General features: G+C 61.3%; 13 protein-coding genes and 1 pseudogene. 1 reads left to right on the top strand and 13 read right to left on the bottom strand.

All coding sequences use genetic code 11. From position 1 onward, the window contains the following. Positions 1-3: 3 nt before the first annotated feature. The 7 genes from cysW to ACF8FB_RS05475 form a co-directional block, all read right to left on the bottom strand. Positions 4-876 (bottom strand): sulfate ABC transporter permease subunit CysW, encoded by an 873-nt coding sequence (cysW, locus tag ACF8FB_RS05445; RefSeq protein ID WP_010955698.1) that lies wholly within the window; start codon positions 874-876, stop codon positions 4-6. A gap of 11 nt (positions 877-887) precedes the next feature. Then, complete coding sequence (gene cysT / locus ACF8FB_RS05450) at positions 888-1,706, bottom strand: sulfate ABC transporter permease subunit CysT (protein ID WP_003248961.1); 819 nt, start codon at positions 1,704-1,706, stop codon at positions 888-890. Between the two features lie 184 nt (positions 1,707-1,890). Next, positions 1,891-2,898: a sulfate ABC transporter substrate-binding protein gene (locus tag ACF8FB_RS05455; RefSeq protein WP_350298456.1), complete on the bottom strand. Its 1,008-nt coding sequence runs from the start codon at positions 2,896-2,898 to the stop codon at positions 1,891-1,893. A 50-nt stretch (positions 2,899-2,948) separates the two neighbouring features. Then, positions 2,949-3,131, bottom strand: a complete 183-nt coding sequence (gene oscA / locus ACF8FB_RS05460; RefSeq protein WP_003248957.1) for a sulfur starvation response protein OscA — start codon at positions 3,129-3,131, stop codon at positions 2,949-2,951. A gap of 233 nt (positions 3,132-3,364) precedes the next feature. Further along, positions 3,365-6,418: an efflux RND transporter permease subunit gene (locus tag ACF8FB_RS05465; protein WP_010955701.1), complete on the bottom strand. Its 3,054-nt coding sequence runs from the start codon at positions 6,416-6,418 to the stop codon at positions 3,365-3,367. Then, complete coding sequence (locus ACF8FB_RS05470) at positions 6,415-7,482, bottom strand: efflux RND transporter periplasmic adaptor subunit (protein WP_010955702.1); 1,068 nt, start codon at positions 7,480-7,482, stop codon at positions 6,415-6,417. Before ACF8FB_RS05470 ends, ACF8FB_RS05465 begins: the two co-directional genes overlap by 4 nt. Further along, entirely contained in the window at positions 7,479-8,567 is a 1,089-nt protein-coding gene (locus tag ACF8FB_RS05475) for an efflux RND transporter periplasmic adaptor subunit (RefSeq protein ID WP_010955703.1), read from the bottom strand. Before ACF8FB_RS05475 ends, ACF8FB_RS05470 begins: the two co-directional genes overlap by 4 nt. Before the next feature lie 253 nt (positions 8,568-8,820). On the opposite strand from ACF8FB_RS05475, the pseudogene ACF8FB_RS05480 reads away from it, so the two are divergent. Next, positions 8,821-9,275 (top strand): annotated as a pseudogene (locus ACF8FB_RS05480) (transposase). 106 nt (positions 9,276-9,381) lie between these two features. Here the strand turns inward: ACF8FB_RS05480 and ACF8FB_RS05485 are convergent. From ACF8FB_RS05485 to ACF8FB_RS05510, 6 genes are all read right to left on the bottom strand, one after another. After that, the gene (locus ACF8FB_RS05485; RefSeq protein WP_010955705.1) at positions 9,382-10,275 is read right to left on the bottom strand and encodes an ABC transporter permease subunit; all 894 of its coding nucleotides are present in this window, start codon (positions 10,273-10,275) and stop codon (positions 9,382-9,384) included. After that, on the bottom strand, positions 10,272-11,192 hold the full coding sequence (locus tag ACF8FB_RS05490) for an ABC transporter permease subunit (protein WP_003253736.1): 921 nt from the start codon (positions 11,190-11,192) through the stop codon (positions 10,272-10,274). Before ACF8FB_RS05490 ends, ACF8FB_RS05485 begins: the two co-directional genes overlap by 4 nt. After that, positions 11,189-12,331 (bottom strand): polyamine ABC transporter ATP-binding protein, encoded by a 1,143-nt coding sequence (potA, locus tag ACF8FB_RS05495; protein ID WP_010955706.1) that lies wholly within the window; start codon positions 12,329-12,331, stop codon positions 11,189-11,191. The genes ACF8FB_RS05490 and potA overlap by 4 nt, the downstream gene beginning before the upstream one ends. A 71-nt stretch (positions 12,332-12,402) precedes the next feature. Then, a complete protein-coding gene (locus ACF8FB_RS05500) occupies positions 12,403-13,497 on the bottom strand; it encodes a polyamine ABC transporter substrate-binding protein (RefSeq protein ID WP_010955707.1) in 1,095 nt (364 codons plus the stop codon). A 156-nt stretch (positions 13,498-13,653) separates the two neighbouring features. Continuing rightward, positions 13,654-14,751, bottom strand: a complete 1,098-nt coding sequence (locus tag ACF8FB_RS05505; RefSeq protein WP_014592782.1) for a polyamine ABC transporter substrate-binding protein — start codon at positions 14,749-14,751, stop codon at positions 13,654-13,656. A 168-nt stretch (positions 14,752-14,919) separates the two neighbouring features. After that, complete coding sequence (locus ACF8FB_RS05510; RefSeq protein WP_392511104.1) at positions 14,920-16,281, bottom strand: aspartate aminotransferase family protein; 1,362 nt, start codon at positions 16,279-16,281, stop codon at positions 14,920-14,922. Positions 16,282-16,307 lie beyond the last annotated feature (26 nt).

Consider the following 16,307-nt stretch of genomic DNA (forward strand, 5'->3'; position numbering starts at 1 on the left):
GAATCATTCCTCCGCGGCGCTGTGGCGCAGGCGGTTAATACGGTTCTCGCTCCACTGCTTGAGCAGCAGGATGAAGAGCGCCAGGATCAGCAACAGGCTGGCCACGCTGAAGGCCGCGACGTGGTTGTACTCGTTGTAGAGGATCTCCACATGCAGCGGCAAGGTGTTGGTCACGCCACGGATGTGGCCCGACACCACCGACACCGCGCCAAACTCGCCCATGGCCCGCGCGGTACACAGCACCACGCCGTAAATCAGGCCCCATTTGATGTTCGGCAGGGTCACGTGCCAGAACATCTGCCAGCCGTTGGCACCGAGCAGCCGTGCGGCCTCCTCCTCTTGCGTGCCTTGCTCCTGCATCAGCGGGATCAGCTCACGGGCCACGAACGGTACGGTCACGAAAATGGTCGCCAGGACAATGCCCGGCAGGGCGAACACTATCTGGATATCGTGGTCCTGCAGCCACGGCCCGAGCAGGCCTTGCGCGCCGAACATCAGCACGTAGACCAGGCCGGCAATCACGGGTGACACCGAGAACGGCAGGTCGATCAGGGTGACCAGGATGCTCTTGCCACGGAAGGTGTACTTGCTCACGCACCAGGCAGCGCTTACGCCAAATACCAGGTTCAGCGGCACCGAGATAACCACGGCGAGCAGGGTCAGCTTCAGCGCCGACAACGCATCGGGTTCGAATATCGCCTCGAAGAAGGTGCCAAAACCGTTCTTCAGCGCCTGCGATACCACGATCACCAGCGGCAGCAGCAGGAACAGGGCGAACACCAGCCAGCCAAGGCCGATCAGGATACGCCGTGACGTGGCGCTGCCACGGCGGGCGGCGTTGGCTGCGGCACTTGCACTCAGGGATGAACTGGACATGCCGGCCTCCTTCAAGGGGTTTCGATGCGGCGCTGCAGCAGGTTGATCAGCAGCAGCAGGATGAAGGAAACCACCAGCATCAACACGCCGATGGCGGTCGCGCCGGTGTAGTCGTACTGGTCGAGCTTGACCATGATCAGCAGCGGCAGAATCTCGGTCTTCATCGGCATGTTGCCGGCAATGAAGATCACCGAACCATACTCGCCCACGCCACGGGCGAAGGCCAGGGCAAAGCCGGTGAGCCATGCCGGCAGCAGGGCCGGCGCCAGGATGTGGCGAAACACCTGCAGTGGCTTGGCCCCCAGGCAGGCTGCGGCCTCTTCCACTTCACGCGGGATGTCGGCCAGTACCGGCTGCACCGTACGCACCACGAACGGCAAGGTCACGAAGGTCAGTGCCAGGGTGATGCCCAGCGGGGTGTAGGCGATCTTGAAGCCCAGGTCGGTGGCGAACTGGCCGACCCAGCCCTGCGGCGCGTACAGGGCCGTTAGGGCGATACCGGCAACCGCGGTGGGCAAGGCAAACGGCAGGTCAATCATCGCATCGATGATCTTGCGCCCGGGGAAGGTGTAACGCACCAGCACCCAGGCCAGCAGGGTACCGATCACACCGTTGATGATGGCGGCGAACAGGGCGGTGCCGAAGCTCAGCTTGAGCGCAGCGATCACTCGCGGCGCACTGATGATGGTCCAGAACTGCTCGAAGGTCAGCTGCGAGGCATGGATGAACATGGCCGCCAGCGGTATCAGCACGATCAGGCTGAGGTACACCAAGGTGTAGCCCAGCGTCAGCCCGAAGCCGGGTATGACGGGGGAGATACGACGCGACATAAATATCCCTGGTTGAACGCACTCAGCCCGGAAACAATCCCGGGCCGGTGCAAGCTTTTGAATCCTGGGGCTGCTTGGCAGCCCATTCGCGACACAAGGCCGCTCCCACAGGAGATCATGGTTCCTTGTGGAAGCGACCTTGTGCCGCGAATGGGCCGCACGCGGCCCCGCTTTCCTTTGGCGCTTACTGTGCCTGATAGATCTGGTCGAACACACCGCCATCATTGAAGAATTTCGGTTGTGCAGTCTTCCACCCACCAAAGTCCTTGTCGATGGTCACCAGGTCCAGTTTCGGGAACTGCTTGCCGAACTGCGCAGCGACTTTCTCGTCACGCGGGCGGTAGAAGTTCTCGGCGGCAATCTTCTGCCCGGCCGGGCTGTACAGGTGCTTGAGGTATTCGATGGCAATCTCGGTATTGCCCTTCTTCTCGGCGTTCTTGTCGACCACGGCCACTGGCGGCTCGGCCAGGATCGACAGCGACGGCACGACGATCTCGAACTTGTCGGCACCACCGTCTTCCTTCAGGGCCAGGAAGGCTTCGTTTTCCCAGGCCAGCAACACGTCGCCCTGGCCATTGTTGACGAAGGTGATGGTCGAACCACGGGCGCCGGTATCCAGCACCGGTACATGCTTGAACAGCTCCTGCACATAGGCCTTGGCCTTCTCTTCGCTACCGCCAACCTTCAGGCCGTACGCCCACGCTGCGAGGAAGTTCCAGCGCGCACCGCCGGAGGTTTTCGGGTTCGGGGTGATGACCGACACGTCCTTCTTGATCAGGTCGCCCCAGTCCTTGATGCCTTTCGGGTTGCCCTTGCGCACCAGGAACACGATGGTCGAGGTGTACGGGGTGCTGGCGTCAGGCAGGCGGGTCTGCCAGTTCTCGGGCAGGGTCTTGCCAAGCTTGGCCACTTCGTCGATGTCACCGGCCAGGGCCAGGGTCACCACGTCGGCGCGCAGGCCGTCGATCACCGCACGGGCCTGCTTGCCCGACCCCCCATGGGATTGCTGGATTTTCACCTTGTCACCCGGGTGGGCCTGTTGCCAGTGTTTGATGAACTCGGCGTTGTACTGCTGGTACAGCTCACGGGTCGGGTCATAGGACACGTTGAGCAGTTCGTAGTCCTTGGCGATGGCGGAACCGGCAAAAACAGCACTGGCCAGGGCGGCGAGCGCATAACGGCGGATGGACATGGTGAAGCTCCCGATTGGCATTTTTCTAGTTTTGGATGTTGTGGCGCCGATCAGCCGGGCTTGTTGCCGGGCTGTTGCAGGCGGAACTTCTCCTTGCGCTCGATCTGTACGACCTGAGCGTTGTGCACGGTGATCTCCACCGCACCGAAACGCAGGTCGCGCAGGGCGCTCTGGATTTCACGCAAGATGGTGGCTTCGTCCTGACCGTCGATGCTACGCAGAGATGCACTCATGCTCGTTCTCCTTGGAGTGAGGGCGCCGGGCAGAGGTTTGAAGGGGTTTTGCGCCTGGCTTGAGGGCAATAGTAGTGAGGCGGGATTATTCTTAAAAATACTGTTTAAGAATTTTTATATAACCATTTAAGAGAACACGCCTCTGGTAGGAGCGGGTTTACCCGCGAATACGGTGGTCGATGCACCATCGCATTCGCGGGTAAACCCGCTCCTACCAGGGGCCATATGGGCCTTCAGGCGTGTTTCTGCGGCTCGCGGATCTTGTACCAGGCCACGTACAGCGCCGGCAGGAACAGCAGCGTCAGCAAGGTCGCCACGATGATCCCGCCAATCATGGCGTAGGCCATGGGGCCCCAGAACACCTCGCGTGCAATCGGGATCATGCCCAGGCTCGCCGCCGCCGCGGTCAGCAGGATCGGCCGGCGTCGGTGGTTGGTGGCCTCCACCACCGCATCCCACGGCGACAAGCCCTGGGCTTCGAACTCGTCTATCTGGGTCACCAGAATCACCGAGTTACGAATGATGATGCCCGCCAGCGCGAGGATGCCGAGGATCGCCACAAAGCCCATCGGCGTACCCGTAGGCACCAGCGCCAGCACCACCCCGATCAGCCCCAACGGCGCCACGCTGACCACCAGAAACAGCTTCTGCACGCTGTGCAACTGGATCATCAGGAAGGTCGCCATCAGGAACAGCATCAGCGGGATAACCTTGCGGATCGGCCCTTGCGCCTTGGCACTCTCCTCCACCGTACCGCCGGTAGCCACTTCGAAGCCTACCGGCAACTTGCTGGCGAATTCGTCGATTTTCGGCTTCAGCTGGGCCACCAGGTCAGTGGGCTGGATCTCGCCATTGACCGAGGCCTTGATGGTGATGGTCGGCTTGCGGTCGCGGCGCCACACCAGCGGCTGTTCCAGTTCGTAGCGCACGGTGGCGAACGACAGCAGCGGGATCGACGTGCCGTTAGGGGTAAGAATTTGCAGGTTCTGCAGCGTATCAGGTGAGCCACGCTCGCTGTCTTCGGCGCGGGCGACCACATCGACCAGGTAGATATTGTCGTTGACCTGGGTGATCTGCACGCCACTTACGATGCTGTTCATCACATTGGCAACATCTTCGGACGACAGCCCCAGCTGGCGTGCCTTGTCCTGGGCAATTTCCACGCGCAGCACCTTACCCGGCTCGTTCCAGTCGTAGATCATCTCGCCGATGTGCTCGTTCTGGTCGAGCAAGGTGGCCAGCTCGATGGCGTGTTTGCGCACCTGGTCGATGTCGGCACCGCTGACCCGGTACTGAATCGGCCGGCCCACCGGCGGGCCCATCTCCAGCGATTGCACGTTGGTGCCGACGCCGACGAATTCTTCATGCAGGATCTTCTGCAGGCGGTCCATCATGGCCTGACGCTCTTCGAAGCCCTTGCTGACAATCACCAGCTGCGCGTAGTAAGGGTTCTGCAACTGCTGATCGAGGGGCAGGTAGAAGCGGATCGCGCCCTGGCCGATGTAGGTACTCCAGTGCACCAGGTCCGGGTCGTCCTTGATCCGCGCCTCGAAACGGTCGACCACCTTGCGCGTCTCCTCGATCGAAGCGTTCTGCGGCAGGTTGAGGTCGACGAGAATTTCCGGGCGGTCCGAGGACGGGAAGAACTGGTTCTGCACAAAACGCATGCAGAAGATCGCCAGGGCGAACAGCACCACGGTGCCGATGATGGTCAACCAGCGGTTGCGCATGCACCACAGCAACCCGCCTTCAAATGCCCGCCCGACCCGGCCAGGCTCAGCCTCGTGAGCCTTGAGCTTGTCGCCTTTGAGAATATGCACGCCAAGCACCGGCGCGAAGAACACAGCCACCACCCACGACACGATCAGGGCCACGGCAATCACCGCGAACAGGGTGAAGGTGTATTCACCCGCAGAACTGGCGTTGAGGCCGATAGGCACGAACCCGGCCACGGTCACCAAGGTGCCGGTAAGCATGGGGAAGGCTGTGGAGGTGTAGGCGAACGTCGCCGCCTGCTCCTTGCTTTCACCCATTTCCAGCCGCGTGACCATCACCTCCACGGTAATCATCGCATCGTCCACCAGCAGGCCTAGCGCAATGATCAGCGCACCCAGCGAGATCCGCTGCATGGTGATGCCGCTGTACTCCATGAACACGAACACCATGGCCAGCACCAGTGGGATCGAGCAGGCCACCACCAGCCCGGCGCGCACGCCAAGACTGACAAAGCTCACGGCCAGCACGATCACCACCGCTTCGAACAGTGCGCTGGTGAAACCGCCTACCGCCTGCTTGACCACCACGGCCTGGTCAGAAACGGTGTGTACACCGACACCCACCGGCAGGTCCTGGACCACCTGGTCCATGCGCTTTTTCAACGCCGCACCGAACACCTGGATGTTGCCGCCGGCCTTCATGCCGATGGCGAGGCCAATGGCTGTCTGGCCGTTGTAACGGAACATTGGCGAAGGCGGGTCGACGTAGCCGCGCTCGATGTCGGCGATATCGGCCAGGCGGAAGAAGCGGTCGTTGATCCTCAAGTTGACGGTTTGCAGGTCTTTTTCCGAGGCAAACTGCCCGGACGTACGCACCGAGATGCGCTCCGGGCCGGCCTCGATCATGCCGGCCGGCGTTACCGCGTTCTGCGCTTGAAGTGCCTGCATCACCTGGCGCTGGTCAATGCCCAGGGCTGCCAGCTTGCGGGTGGAGAAGTTCAGGTACAGCACTTCGTCCTGGGTGCCGACCAGCTCGATCTTGCCGATGTTGGGTACATCGCGGACCTCGGCCCGTGCCTGTTCCACGTAGTCCCGCAGTTGGCGCAGGGTCAGGCCGTCAGCGGTAAAGGCATAGATCGAGCCGAATACATCACCGAATTCGTCGTTGAAGCCCGGCCCCTGGATACCGGCGGGAAATTCGCCACGAATATCCTGGATTTTCTTGCGCACCTGGTACCAGATATCCGGAATGTCCTTGGCCTTGGTGGTATCGCGAAGGTACACGTAGACCGTGGATTCGCCAGGGCGGGTGTAGCTTTTGGTGTAGTCGAGCGAGTCGAGTTCTTCGAGCTTCTTCTCGATGCGGTCGGTAACCTGGTACAGGGTTTCGTCCTGGGTCGCACCGGGCCACCGGGTCTGGATGACCATGGTCTTGATGGTGAACGACGGGTCTTCCTCGCGGCCCAGGTTGAAGTAGGAAAAAATCCCCATCAACAGGCTAACGAACATCAGGTACCAGACGAACGATTGATGCTTGAGTGCCCAGTCGGACAGGTTGAAGCTTCCTTTCATTGCGCATCCTCGTCGAAGGTGACCTTCTGGCCAGGCTTGAGGCTGTTGACGCCGGCGGTGACCACGCGCTCACCGGGCTGCACACCGGCGCTCAGCACGATGCTGTCAGCGGTGCGGTCGATCAGCGCCACGTCACGGGTGGCCACGGTCTTGTTCTGCGTATCGATCACCCACACCTGGGTCTTGCCATCACGCTCGAGCAAGGCACTCAAGGGCAGTTCGCTGCGCGGGGACACTTCCGAGCTAAGGGTCACACTGATGGCGGTGCCGAGGTGAAAGGCCGCCGGTGTGCTGGCCAGGGTCAGGCGAGCGCGGCGGGTACGGGTGGTAGCATCAGCCTGGGGCTCCAGTTCACGCAGGCTGGCCGTGGTGTTGATGGTCGGGTCCAGTTGCGAGGCAACGGTGAAGGTCAGGCCTTTGCTCAACTGCTCGGCCAGGCCGATCGGCAGGTCGATTACCGCCTCCTTCACGTCCGGCCGGGCCAGGGTCACCACGGCTTGCCCGGCGGTAACGGTTTGCCCGGCTTCGGCCTGCCACGCGGTAATCACGGCAGCGTGGTCTGCACGCAGGGTGCTGTAGTCAAGCTGGTCACGGGCCTGGCTGACGGCGGAGCGCGCCTGCTCCAACGCCGCACTGGTGGTTTTCAGGTTGGTCTGGGCGATATCCAGCTGTGCCTGGGCGCCTACCCCACGGTCATACAACTGCTGCTGGCGACGGGCATCGGCCTGGGCGTTGATCCACTGTGCCTGCACCTTGGCCAGATCGCCTTCGGCGGCGCGCAACTGGTTCTGCTGGTCGGTCGGGTCCAGGGTGGCCAAGGTGTCGCCCGGCTTCACCTGGGCGCCCACGTCCAGCCAGCGTCGGGCAATGCGCCCGGAAACCCGGAAGCCCAAGGTGCTTTCGAAGCGCGCCTGGATACTGCCGGCGAAGCGGCCCAGCTGCGACTGCACCTGAGGTTCGACCTTGACCGACAGCACTGGCCGGATCACCTCTGGTGCCTCTTCTTCACTAGTGCAACCGACCAGCAGCACAGCGGCCGAGAGCATCAGCAACAGACGCTTCATAGCTCACCCCCCGGGCCCTTGGCGTCGACCTTCAGTACCTGCATGCCGGGGTGCAGCAACTGGCCGCCGTTGACCACTACGGTCTCGCCGCCTTTCAGGCCGCTGGCGACCACGATCTTGCCGGTGAGGTAACGGCGGATTTCGACCTTGCGCAGTTCCACCTTGTCGCCCTCGCCCACCACCCACACGGCAGGCTCATGCAAGGCCTTGGTCAGTGCCGACCATGGCAGCTCGATGCTGGGCCGGCCCTGGGCGTTGGTGGTGGCAGTAACCGGTGCCCCCAACTGCATCCCGGGCGGCACGTCCTTGAGCCCTACCTTGACCTGTACGGTGCCGCTTTGCGCCGACACCGTGGGGGTGATTTCACGTACGAAGCCATGGGCCTGGACCTTGGGATCGTCCAGCAGGCTCACGACTACCCCGGCATCGCTGGGCGGCGCCACCAGCAGCGACTCGTAGACGTTGAACACCGCATCGCGGTCGCCATCGACGGCCAGGCTGAAGATCGGCATGGTCGCCTGCACCACCTGGCCAACCTCGGCCTGACGCTCGGTGATCACCCCGGCGGCCTCGGAGACCAGTGCGGTGTAGCTGAGTTGCTCGTTGGCATTGGCCAGTTGCGCCTGGGCGGCCTTGAGTGCGCTCTGATTGCTGCGCAGCGCGGCCTCGGCAGCATCGTACTCGCTCTGGCTGGTGTAGCCCTTGGGCAGCAGTTTTTGCTGGCGCACGAAGGCCGCACTGGTCTGGGTGACCCGCGCCTGCGCGGCGAATACCTCGGCCTTGGCCGAGTCGACATTGTTCTGCAGGTCTTTCGGGTCAAGCCGGGCGAGCACCTGGTTGGCCTTGACGTGATCGCCCACGTCGACGCTACGCGAAATGATCTTGCCGCCGACGCGGAATGACAAATCGGTCTGCACCCGCGCCTGCACGTCGCCGGTCAAAGTGACCCTGGCAGCGAAATCGGTGGGTTGTACCTGCTGCACACCCACCCGAGGCAGTGTCTCGGGGACCTCTTCCTTGCTACAGCCGGTGAGCATGTACAACAGCCCCAGGCAGACAACCGACAGCGGACGCATCAACGCCATGCTGGCTCCTTGCTTGTGCACAAATGATTTGTGGGATGCGACTGTGAGCGTAGTTCAGGGTTCGATAAACATCACTGACGGGGGCCATGCTGGCATTTTTGGTGCCTGCGGGGGCCTCTTCGCGGGCGAGCCCGCGAAGAGGCCTCCACAGCCATGTATCAGTATCTGCCATATCCAGAAACCATCAGGCATCGGCCATCCCCGTTCCAACCGCTACCTTTCACAGGGAGGCTCACATTCAAGGAAGATCAAAATGCCGTTAGCCGAATGCCACCGATTGCGCCGTGGGCGCTTCTCCGAGCCCGGCAGGCTCTACAGCTGACCACCATCACGCATCAACGCAAACCACTGTTCCGCGACTTCCACCATGCCCGTCTGGTGGTCAAACACCTTCGGGCCTCAGATGACATTCAGGACTGCCAATCGTTGGCCTGGGTAGTGATGCCGGACCATCTGCATTGGCTGATTGAGCTGAAAGAAGTGACATTGGGAACGTTGATGCGCAAGTTCAAATCACGCACAGCGATTGCCTTGCGCAAGGCCGGTGTCGGGCACAAGCCGATATGGCAACCGGGTTACCAGGACCATGCGCTGCGGCAGGAAGAGTGTGTGGTTCATGTAGCCCGGTACATTGTTGCCAATCCCTTGAGGGCTGGATTGGTCAGAAGTATCAGGGACTATCCACATTGGGATGCGGTATGGCTTTGAATCGGTGCTGGAGCCTTCGCGGGCATGCCCGCTCCCACAGGGCTCACCACAACCCTGAAGGCTGTGAGGTCCCTGTGGGAGCGGGCGTGCCCGCGAAAGGGCCAGGTCAGGCCGACGCAGCCACCTGCGCCGGGCGCTTGACCTGCGGCTGCGAAGCGTTGGCTGCAGCACCCTCTTCGATCGCCTGCTGAATCGCCTTGCGACGACGCTCTTCGGCCTGGCGGCTGAAGTACCAGACGAAGAAGGTCACCAGCGATACCGACAGCAAGATCAGGCTGGCCACGGCGTTGATCTCAGGCTTCACACCCAGGCGCACCGCCGAGAACACTTCCATCGGCAAGGTGGTCGAGCCAGGCCCAGAGACGAAGCTGGCCAATACCAGGTCGTCCAGCGACAGGGCAAACGACATCATGCCGCCCGCCGCCAGCGATGGCGCGATCATCGGGATGGTGATCAGGAAGAACACCTTCCACGGCTTGGCACCCAGGTCCATCGCCGCTTCCTCGATCGACAGGTCCAGCTCACGCAGGCGAGCCGACACCACCACCGCCACATACGCCGCACAGAACGTTGTATGGGCGATCCAGATGGTGACGATACCCCGCTCCTGAGGCCAGCCGATCATCTGCGCCATGGCCACGAACAGCAGCAACAGCGACAGACCGGTGATCACTTCGGGCATTACCAGCGGCGCAGTGACCAGGCCACCGAACAGCGTGCGGCCCTTGAAGCGGGTGACGCGGGTCAGCACGAAGGCCGCCAGGGTACCCAGCGCCACTGCCGCCACCGCCGTGTAGCAAGCGATTTCCAGCGAGCGCATCACCGAACCCATCAGCTGGGAGTTGTCGAGCAGGCCGACGTACCATTTGATCGACCAGCCGCCCCACACCGTCACCAGTTTGGAGGCGTTGAACGAGTAGATCACCAGGATCAGCATCGGCAGGTAGATGAACAGCAAGCCGAGCACCAGCATCAGCTTGGAGAAACTGAAGCGTTTCATGCGCGGCCCTCCATCTCTTTGGCCTGGCTACGGTTGAACAGCAGGATCGGCACGATCAGGATTGCCAGCATCACCACCGCCAGGGCGGATGCCACCGGCCAGTCACGGTTGTTGAAGAACTCCTGCCACAGCACTTTACCGATCATCAGGGTTTCCGGGCCACCCAGCAGTTCCGGGATCACGAACTCGCCCACCACCGGGATGAACACCAGCATGCAGCCGGCGATGATGCCGTTCTTCGACAACGGTACCGTGATCTTCCAGAAGCTGTTGAAGGTGCTCGAACCCAGGTCGGAGGCAGCTTCGAGCAGGCTCGGATCATGCTTAACCAGGTTGGCGAACAGCGGCAGGATCATGAACGGCAGGTACGAATAGACCACGCCGATGTACACCGCCAGGTTGGTGTTGAGGATCTGCAACGGCTGGTCGATCAAGCCGGTCCACAGGAGGAAACCGTTGAGCAGGCCGTTGTTGCTGAGGATACCCATCCAGGCATAGACGCGGATCAGGATCGCGGTCCAGGTTGGCATCATGATCAGCAACAGCAGGACCGTCTGGGTCTCCTTCTTGGCGTTGGCAATGGCGTAGGCCATCGGGAAGCCGATCAGCAGGCACAGCAGGGTGCTGAAGAACGCCATCTTCAGCGAACCCAGATAGGCCGAGAGGTACAGCTCATCCTCGGTCAACAGCCCGTAGTTGGCCAGGTTGAGGACCAGCTGGATCTTGTCTTCGACGTAGGTGTAGATCTCGGTATACGGCGGAATTGCCACGTCAGCTTCGGCAAAACTGATCTTCAGGACGATGAAGAACGGCAGCATGAAGAACAGGAACAGCCAGATGAACGGCACGCCGATCACCAAGTGCCGCCCCTCCGGGACCAGACGCTGGAAGGCTCGCTTGAGCTTGCGCAGTTTCATGACCGCAGTACCACGCCGCTGTCGTCTTCCCACCATACGTACACTTCATCGCCCCAGGTAGGACGGGTACCTTGGCGCTCGGCGTTGGCAACGAACGACTGGACGACCTTGCCGCTCGGCAGCTCGACATAGAACACCGAGTGGCCGCCCAGGTAGGCGATGTCGTGGATCTTGCCGCGCGACCAGTTGTGCTCGCAGGTTGGCTGCTGGGTGGTGACCAGCATCTTTTCCGGGCGCAGGGCGTAGGTGATGTGCTTGTCTTCCACCGAGGTGGTGATGCCGTGGCCCACGTAGATCTTGCGCTCCAGCTCCGGGCTGGCAATGATCGCGTAGCCTTCGGCGTCGTCGACCACGTCACCTTCGAACAGGTTGACGTTACCGATGAACTCGCACACCAGGCGGCTGGTAGGTGTCTCGTAGATGTCCACTGGCGAGCCGATCTGGGCGATCCAGCCCAGGTGCATGATGGCGATGCGCTGGGCCATGGTCATGGCCTCTTCCTGGTCGTGGGTCACCATCACGCAGGTTACACCCACGCGCTCGATGATCTCGACCAGCTCCAGCTGCATCTGCGAACGCAGTTTCTTGTCCAGTGCACCCATTGGCTCGTCGAGCAGCAGCAGTTTAGGGCGCTTGGCCAGCGAGCGGGCCAACGCCACACGCTGACGCTGGCCGCCCGACAACTGGTGCGGCTTGCGCTTGGCGTACTGGGTCATGTGCACCAGCTTGAGCATCTCGGCCACGCGGGCATCGATCTCGGCCTTGGGCATCTTGTCCTGCTGCAGGCCGAAGGCGATGTTCTGCGCCACGGTCATGTGCGGGAACAGTGCGTAGGACTGGAACATCATGTTGATTGGCCGCTCGTAGGGCGGCATGTCGGTGATGTCGACGCCATCGAGGAAGATCCGCCCTTCGGACGGGCGCTCGAAGCCGGCCAGCATGCGCAGCAAGGTGGACTTGCCGGAACCGGAGCCGCCCAGCAGGGCGAAGATCTCACCCTTGCGGATTTCCAGGGACACATCGTCCACGGCTACCGTTTCGTCGAACTTTTTCGTGACCCGGTCGATCTTGACCAGCACCTGCTTGGGTTGCTGGCCACCCTCGAGGGCTTTTTTATAGGCACCGGAGGCAACTGCCATGAGTGAAACTCCCAACAAGATTTTTGTGCCCGCGTGGCCTGTTCTACGGCGCCGTCGCGGGTCTGGATTTTTTACTTGCCCGACTTGACCTTGGTCCAGCTGCGGGTCATCAGCCGTTGCACCTTGGGTGGCAACTCTGAGTTCACGAACATCTTGTCCAGCACTTCCTGCGGTGGGTAAACCGCGGCGTCAGTCCTTACGGCCTGGTCCATCAGGGCGCCAGCCTTGGGGTTCGGGTTGGCGTAACCGACGTAATCACTGACCTGGGCGATAACCTCAGGTTTCAGCAAATAGTTGATGAAGGCATGCGCCTCTTTGACGTTCTTGGCGTCCTTGGGGATCGCCAGCACGTCGAACCAGAGGTTGCCGCCTTCCTTGGGAATGGCGTAGGCCAGGTTCACACCCTTCTTCGCTTCTTCAGCGCGGGCCTTGGCCTGGAATACATCACCCGAGAAACCTGCCGCGACGCAGATGTCGCCATTGGCCAGGTCGGTGATGTACTTGGACGAGTGGAAGTAGGTCACGTACGGGCGCACGGCCAGCAGCTTCTGCTCGGCCTTGGCGTAATCCTTGGGGTCGGTGCTGTTCGGGTTGAGGCCCATGTAGTTGAGCACCGCTGGCAGCATTTCGTCCGCCGAGTCGAGGAAGGCCACACCGCACTTGGAGAGCTTCTTCATGTTTTCGGGTTCGAACAGCACGGCCCAGGAGTCGATGGTGTCCACGCCCAGCGCGGCCTTGACCTTGTCGACGTTGTAACCGATGCCGTTGGTACCCCACAGGTAAGGCACCGCGTACTGGTTGCCCGGGTCGTTCTTTTCCAGGCGCTTCATCAACGCCGGGTCGAGATTGGAATAGTTGGGCAGCAGGTTCTTGTCGAGCTTCTGGAAGGCGCCCGCCTTGATCTGCTTGCCGAGGAAATGGTTGGACGGCACCACCACGTCATAGCCGGTGTTACCGGCCAGCAGCTTGCCTTCCAGGGTTTCGTTGGAGTCGAACACATCTTGCACAGGCTTGATGCCCGTGGCTTTCTCGAAGTCCGCGAGTGTGGTGGGGCCGATGTAGTCGGACCAGTTATAGAAGTGCACCGTCGGCGCCGCTTGGACGCTGCATGCCAGCGTCAGGCCCGCGCCAGCCATCAAGGCCTTGCGGAATACAGAAATAGACAAGTGGGGGTCCTCACAATCAGTGCCTGGGTAGCGACAATGCTGCCGCACACGCAAAACCGGCGCGCAACTTAACTTCGCAGCTTCGATGCCGCAATCATCAATTACCTTTCAATGGCTCTGGGCCGAAAAACCCGGCCCAGAGCTGTCGCATCGGGCTTACTTGCCCGACTTGATCTTCGTCCAGCTGCGGGTGATCACTCGCTGCACAGAAGCGTCAGGCGCAGCGATCGCGTACAGCTGCTTCTTCACTTCGGCAGGCGGGTAGATGCTTGGGTCGCTGGTGATGTCTTTGTCCACGAACGGGGTGGCAGCAGCGTTACCGTTCGGGAAGCGCACGGCGTTGGTGATTTCAGCCATGATTTCCGGCTGCATCAGGAAGTTCATGAACTGGTAGGCAGCGTCTTTATGTTCGGCATCTTTCGGGATGGCGACCATGTCGTAGAAAGTACCGGCACCTTCCTTCGGAATGACGTAGTCCACTTTGACCTTGTCGCCCGCTTCATGGGCACGGGCCTTGGACTGCTCCAGGTCACCCGAGTAACCGACGGCTACACAGATGTTGCCGTTGGCCATGTCGCCGATGTACTTGGACGAGTGGAAGTAGGTGATCGAAGGACGGATCTTGAGGAACAGGTCCTCGGCGGCCTTCAGGTCTTCTTTCTTGGTGCTGTCGGTCGGCTTGCCGAGGTAGTGCAGCGCAGCCGGGAGCATTTCGGTCGGGGCGTCGAGGAAGCTCACGCCGCAGCTCTTGAGCTTGGCGATGTTCTCAGGCTTGAACACCACGTCCCACGAATCGATCTTGTCCACGCCCAGCGCAGCCTTGACCTTCTCCGGGTTGTAGCCGATGCCGATCGAGCCCCACATATAAGGGAAGGCATGCTTGTTGTCCTTGTCGCTGGCATCGCCAACGGCCTTGAGCAGGTCAGGATCGAGGTTCTTCCAGTTCGGCAGCTTGGAACGGTCCAGCTCCTCGTACACGCCCGCCTTGATCTGCTTGGCCAGGAAATTGTTCGAAGGCACGACGATGTCATAGCCCGACTTGCCTGCCAGCAGCTTGGCTTCCAGGGTTTCGTTGCTGTCGAAGACGTCGTACTTGACCTTGATCCCTGTCTGCTTCTCGAACTTGGCGATGGTGTCCGGAGCGATGTAGTCCGACCAGTTATAGACGTTCAACACTTTGTCTTCAGCCTGAACAGCGGAGGCCATGGCACCCATCAGGGCGGCGGCCAGCAACGTCTTGCCCATTTTATTCATGCGTAATGCTCCAGAATTTTTATTTAGCAACTGTCCAGCAGCCAGAACCCACGGTGCAGAGCGCGCGGCGACTGAAACAGTCGCTAGTCTGGCAAGTTACAAGGCCCTGTATCAAGGAAAGCAGGGCCATGTAACGACTTAATGTCACAACGCTAGCCTAGCAAACGCTTATTGAATCGCCTCAAGGGTCAGGTCCAGGCACTTGCGCGCCTTTTCCACCAGTTCGTCGATCTCCGCATGGCTGATTACCAGCGGCGGCGCGATGATCATGGTGTCACCCACCGCACGCATGATCAGGCCGTTCTCGAAGCAGAAGGTGCGACAGATCATGCCAACGCCATTGCCCTCGTAACGGCTGCGGGTTGCCTTGTCCTTGACCAGCTCGATCGCTCCCAGCATGCCCAGGCCGCGCACTTCACCCACCAGTGGATGGTCTTGCAGCTCGCGCAAACGCTTTTGCAAATACGGTGCCGCTTCCGTGCGCGCCTTCTCGACAATTTTCTCGTCACGCAGAATGCGCAGGTTTTCCAAGCCCACCGCGGCCGCCACCGGGTGGCCGGAGTAGGTGAAACCGTGGTTGAAGTCGCCGCCTTCGCTGATCACCTTGGCCACGGTGTCACGCACGATCACACCGCCCATGGGGATGTAACCGGAGGTCAGGCCTTTCGCGATGGTCATCAGGTCGGGCTTGAGGTCGTAGTAGTCCGAGCCGAACCACTCGCCGGTACGGCCGAAGCCGCAGATCACCTCGTCGGCGACGAACAGGATGTCGTACCTGGCGAGGATCTCCTTCACCTTCGGCCAGTAGGTTTCCGGCGGGATGATCACGCCACCAGCGCCCTGGATCGGCTCGGCGATGAAGGCCGCGACGTTGTCTTCGCCGACTTCGAGGATCTTCTTCTCCAACTGCTCGGCGGCCCAGACACCGAATTCGTCAGGGGTCATGTCGCCTCCCTCGCCGAACCAGTACGGCTGAGGGATGTGCACGATGCCCGGGATCGGCAGGCCACCCTGCTCGTGCATGCCGCTCATACCGCCCAGGCATGCACCGGCGAAGGTGGAGCCGTGGTAACCGTTGATGCGGCCGATGATGGTCTGCTTGTGCGGTTTGCCCTTCAGCGCCCAGTAGTGACGCACCATGCGCAGCACAGTGTCGTTGCCTTCGGAGCCGGAGCCGGTGAAGAACACATGGGTCATACCTTTCGGCGCCACGTCGGTGATCGCCTTGGCCAGCTCGAGCGCAGGCGGGTGAGCGGTCTGGAAGAACAGGTTGTAGTACGGCAGCTCGCGCATCTGTTTTTTCGCCGCCTGCACCAGCTCTTCACGTCCGTAGCCGACCGCCACGCACCATAGACCGGCCATGCCGTCGAGGATCTTGTGCCCCTCGCTATCCCACAAATGCACACCCTGGGCCTTGGTGATGATGCGCGGCCCCTTCTCCTTCAGCTGCTTGTAGTCACTGAAAGGTGCGAGGTGATGCTCCCCGCTCAGGGTTTGCCATTCACGGGTTTGCGGGTTGTTGACGCTCATGTGCTTCTCCGTTATTGGACCGCCGC

The organism is Pseudomonas sp. yb_2 (assembly GCF_043103905.1).
Taxonomy (GTDB): domain Bacteria; phylum Pseudomonadota; class Gammaproteobacteria; order Pseudomonadales; family Pseudomonadaceae; genus Aquipseudomonas; species Aquipseudomonas alloputida.

Coding starts and splice junctions, on each gene's coding strand:
- ACF8FB_RS05470 (WP_010955702.1), bottom strand. CDS start 7,482: ATGAAGCGTCTGTTGCTGATGCTCTCGGCCGCTGTGCTGCTGGTCGGT.
- ACF8FB_RS05455 (WP_350298456.1), bottom strand. CDS start 2,898: ATGTCCATCCGCCGTTATGCGCTCGCCGCCCTGGCCAGTGCTGTTTTT.
- cysW (WP_010955698.1), bottom strand. CDS start 876: ATGTCCAGTTCATCCCTGAGTGCAAGTGCCGCAGCCAACGCCGCCCGC.
- ACF8FB_RS05485 (WP_010955705.1), bottom strand. CDS start 10,275: ATGAAACGCTTCAGTTTCTCCAAGCTGATGCTGGTGCTCGGCTTGCTG.
- potA (WP_010955706.1), bottom strand. CDS start 12,331: ATGGCAGTTGCCTCCGGTGCCTATAAAAAAGCCCTCGAGGGTGGCCAG.
- ACF8FB_RS05490 (WP_003253736.1), bottom strand. CDS start 11,192: ATGAAACTGCGCAAGCTCAAGCGAGCCTTCCAGCGTCTGGTCCCGGAG.
- cysT (WP_003248961.1), bottom strand. CDS start 1,706: ATGTCGCGTCGTATCTCCCCCGTCATACCCGGCTTCGGGCTGACGCTG.
- ACF8FB_RS05465 (WP_010955701.1), bottom strand. CDS start 6,418: ATGAAAGGAAGCTTCAACCTGTCCGACTGGGCACTCAAGCATCAATCG.
- oscA (WP_003248957.1), bottom strand. CDS start 3,131: ATGAGTGCATCTCTGCGTAGCATCGACGGTCAGGACGAAGCCACCATC.
- ACF8FB_RS05510 (WP_392511104.1), bottom strand. CDS start 16,281: ATGAGCGTCAACAACCCGCAAACCCGTGAATGGCAAACCCTGAGCGGG.
- ACF8FB_RS05475 (WP_010955703.1), bottom strand. CDS start 8,567: ATGGCGTTGATGCGTCCGCTGTCGGTTGTCTGCCTGGGGCTGTTGTAC.
- ACF8FB_RS05505 (WP_014592782.1), bottom strand. CDS start 14,751: ATGAATAAAATGGGCAAGACGTTGCTGGCCGCCGCCCTGATGGGTGCC.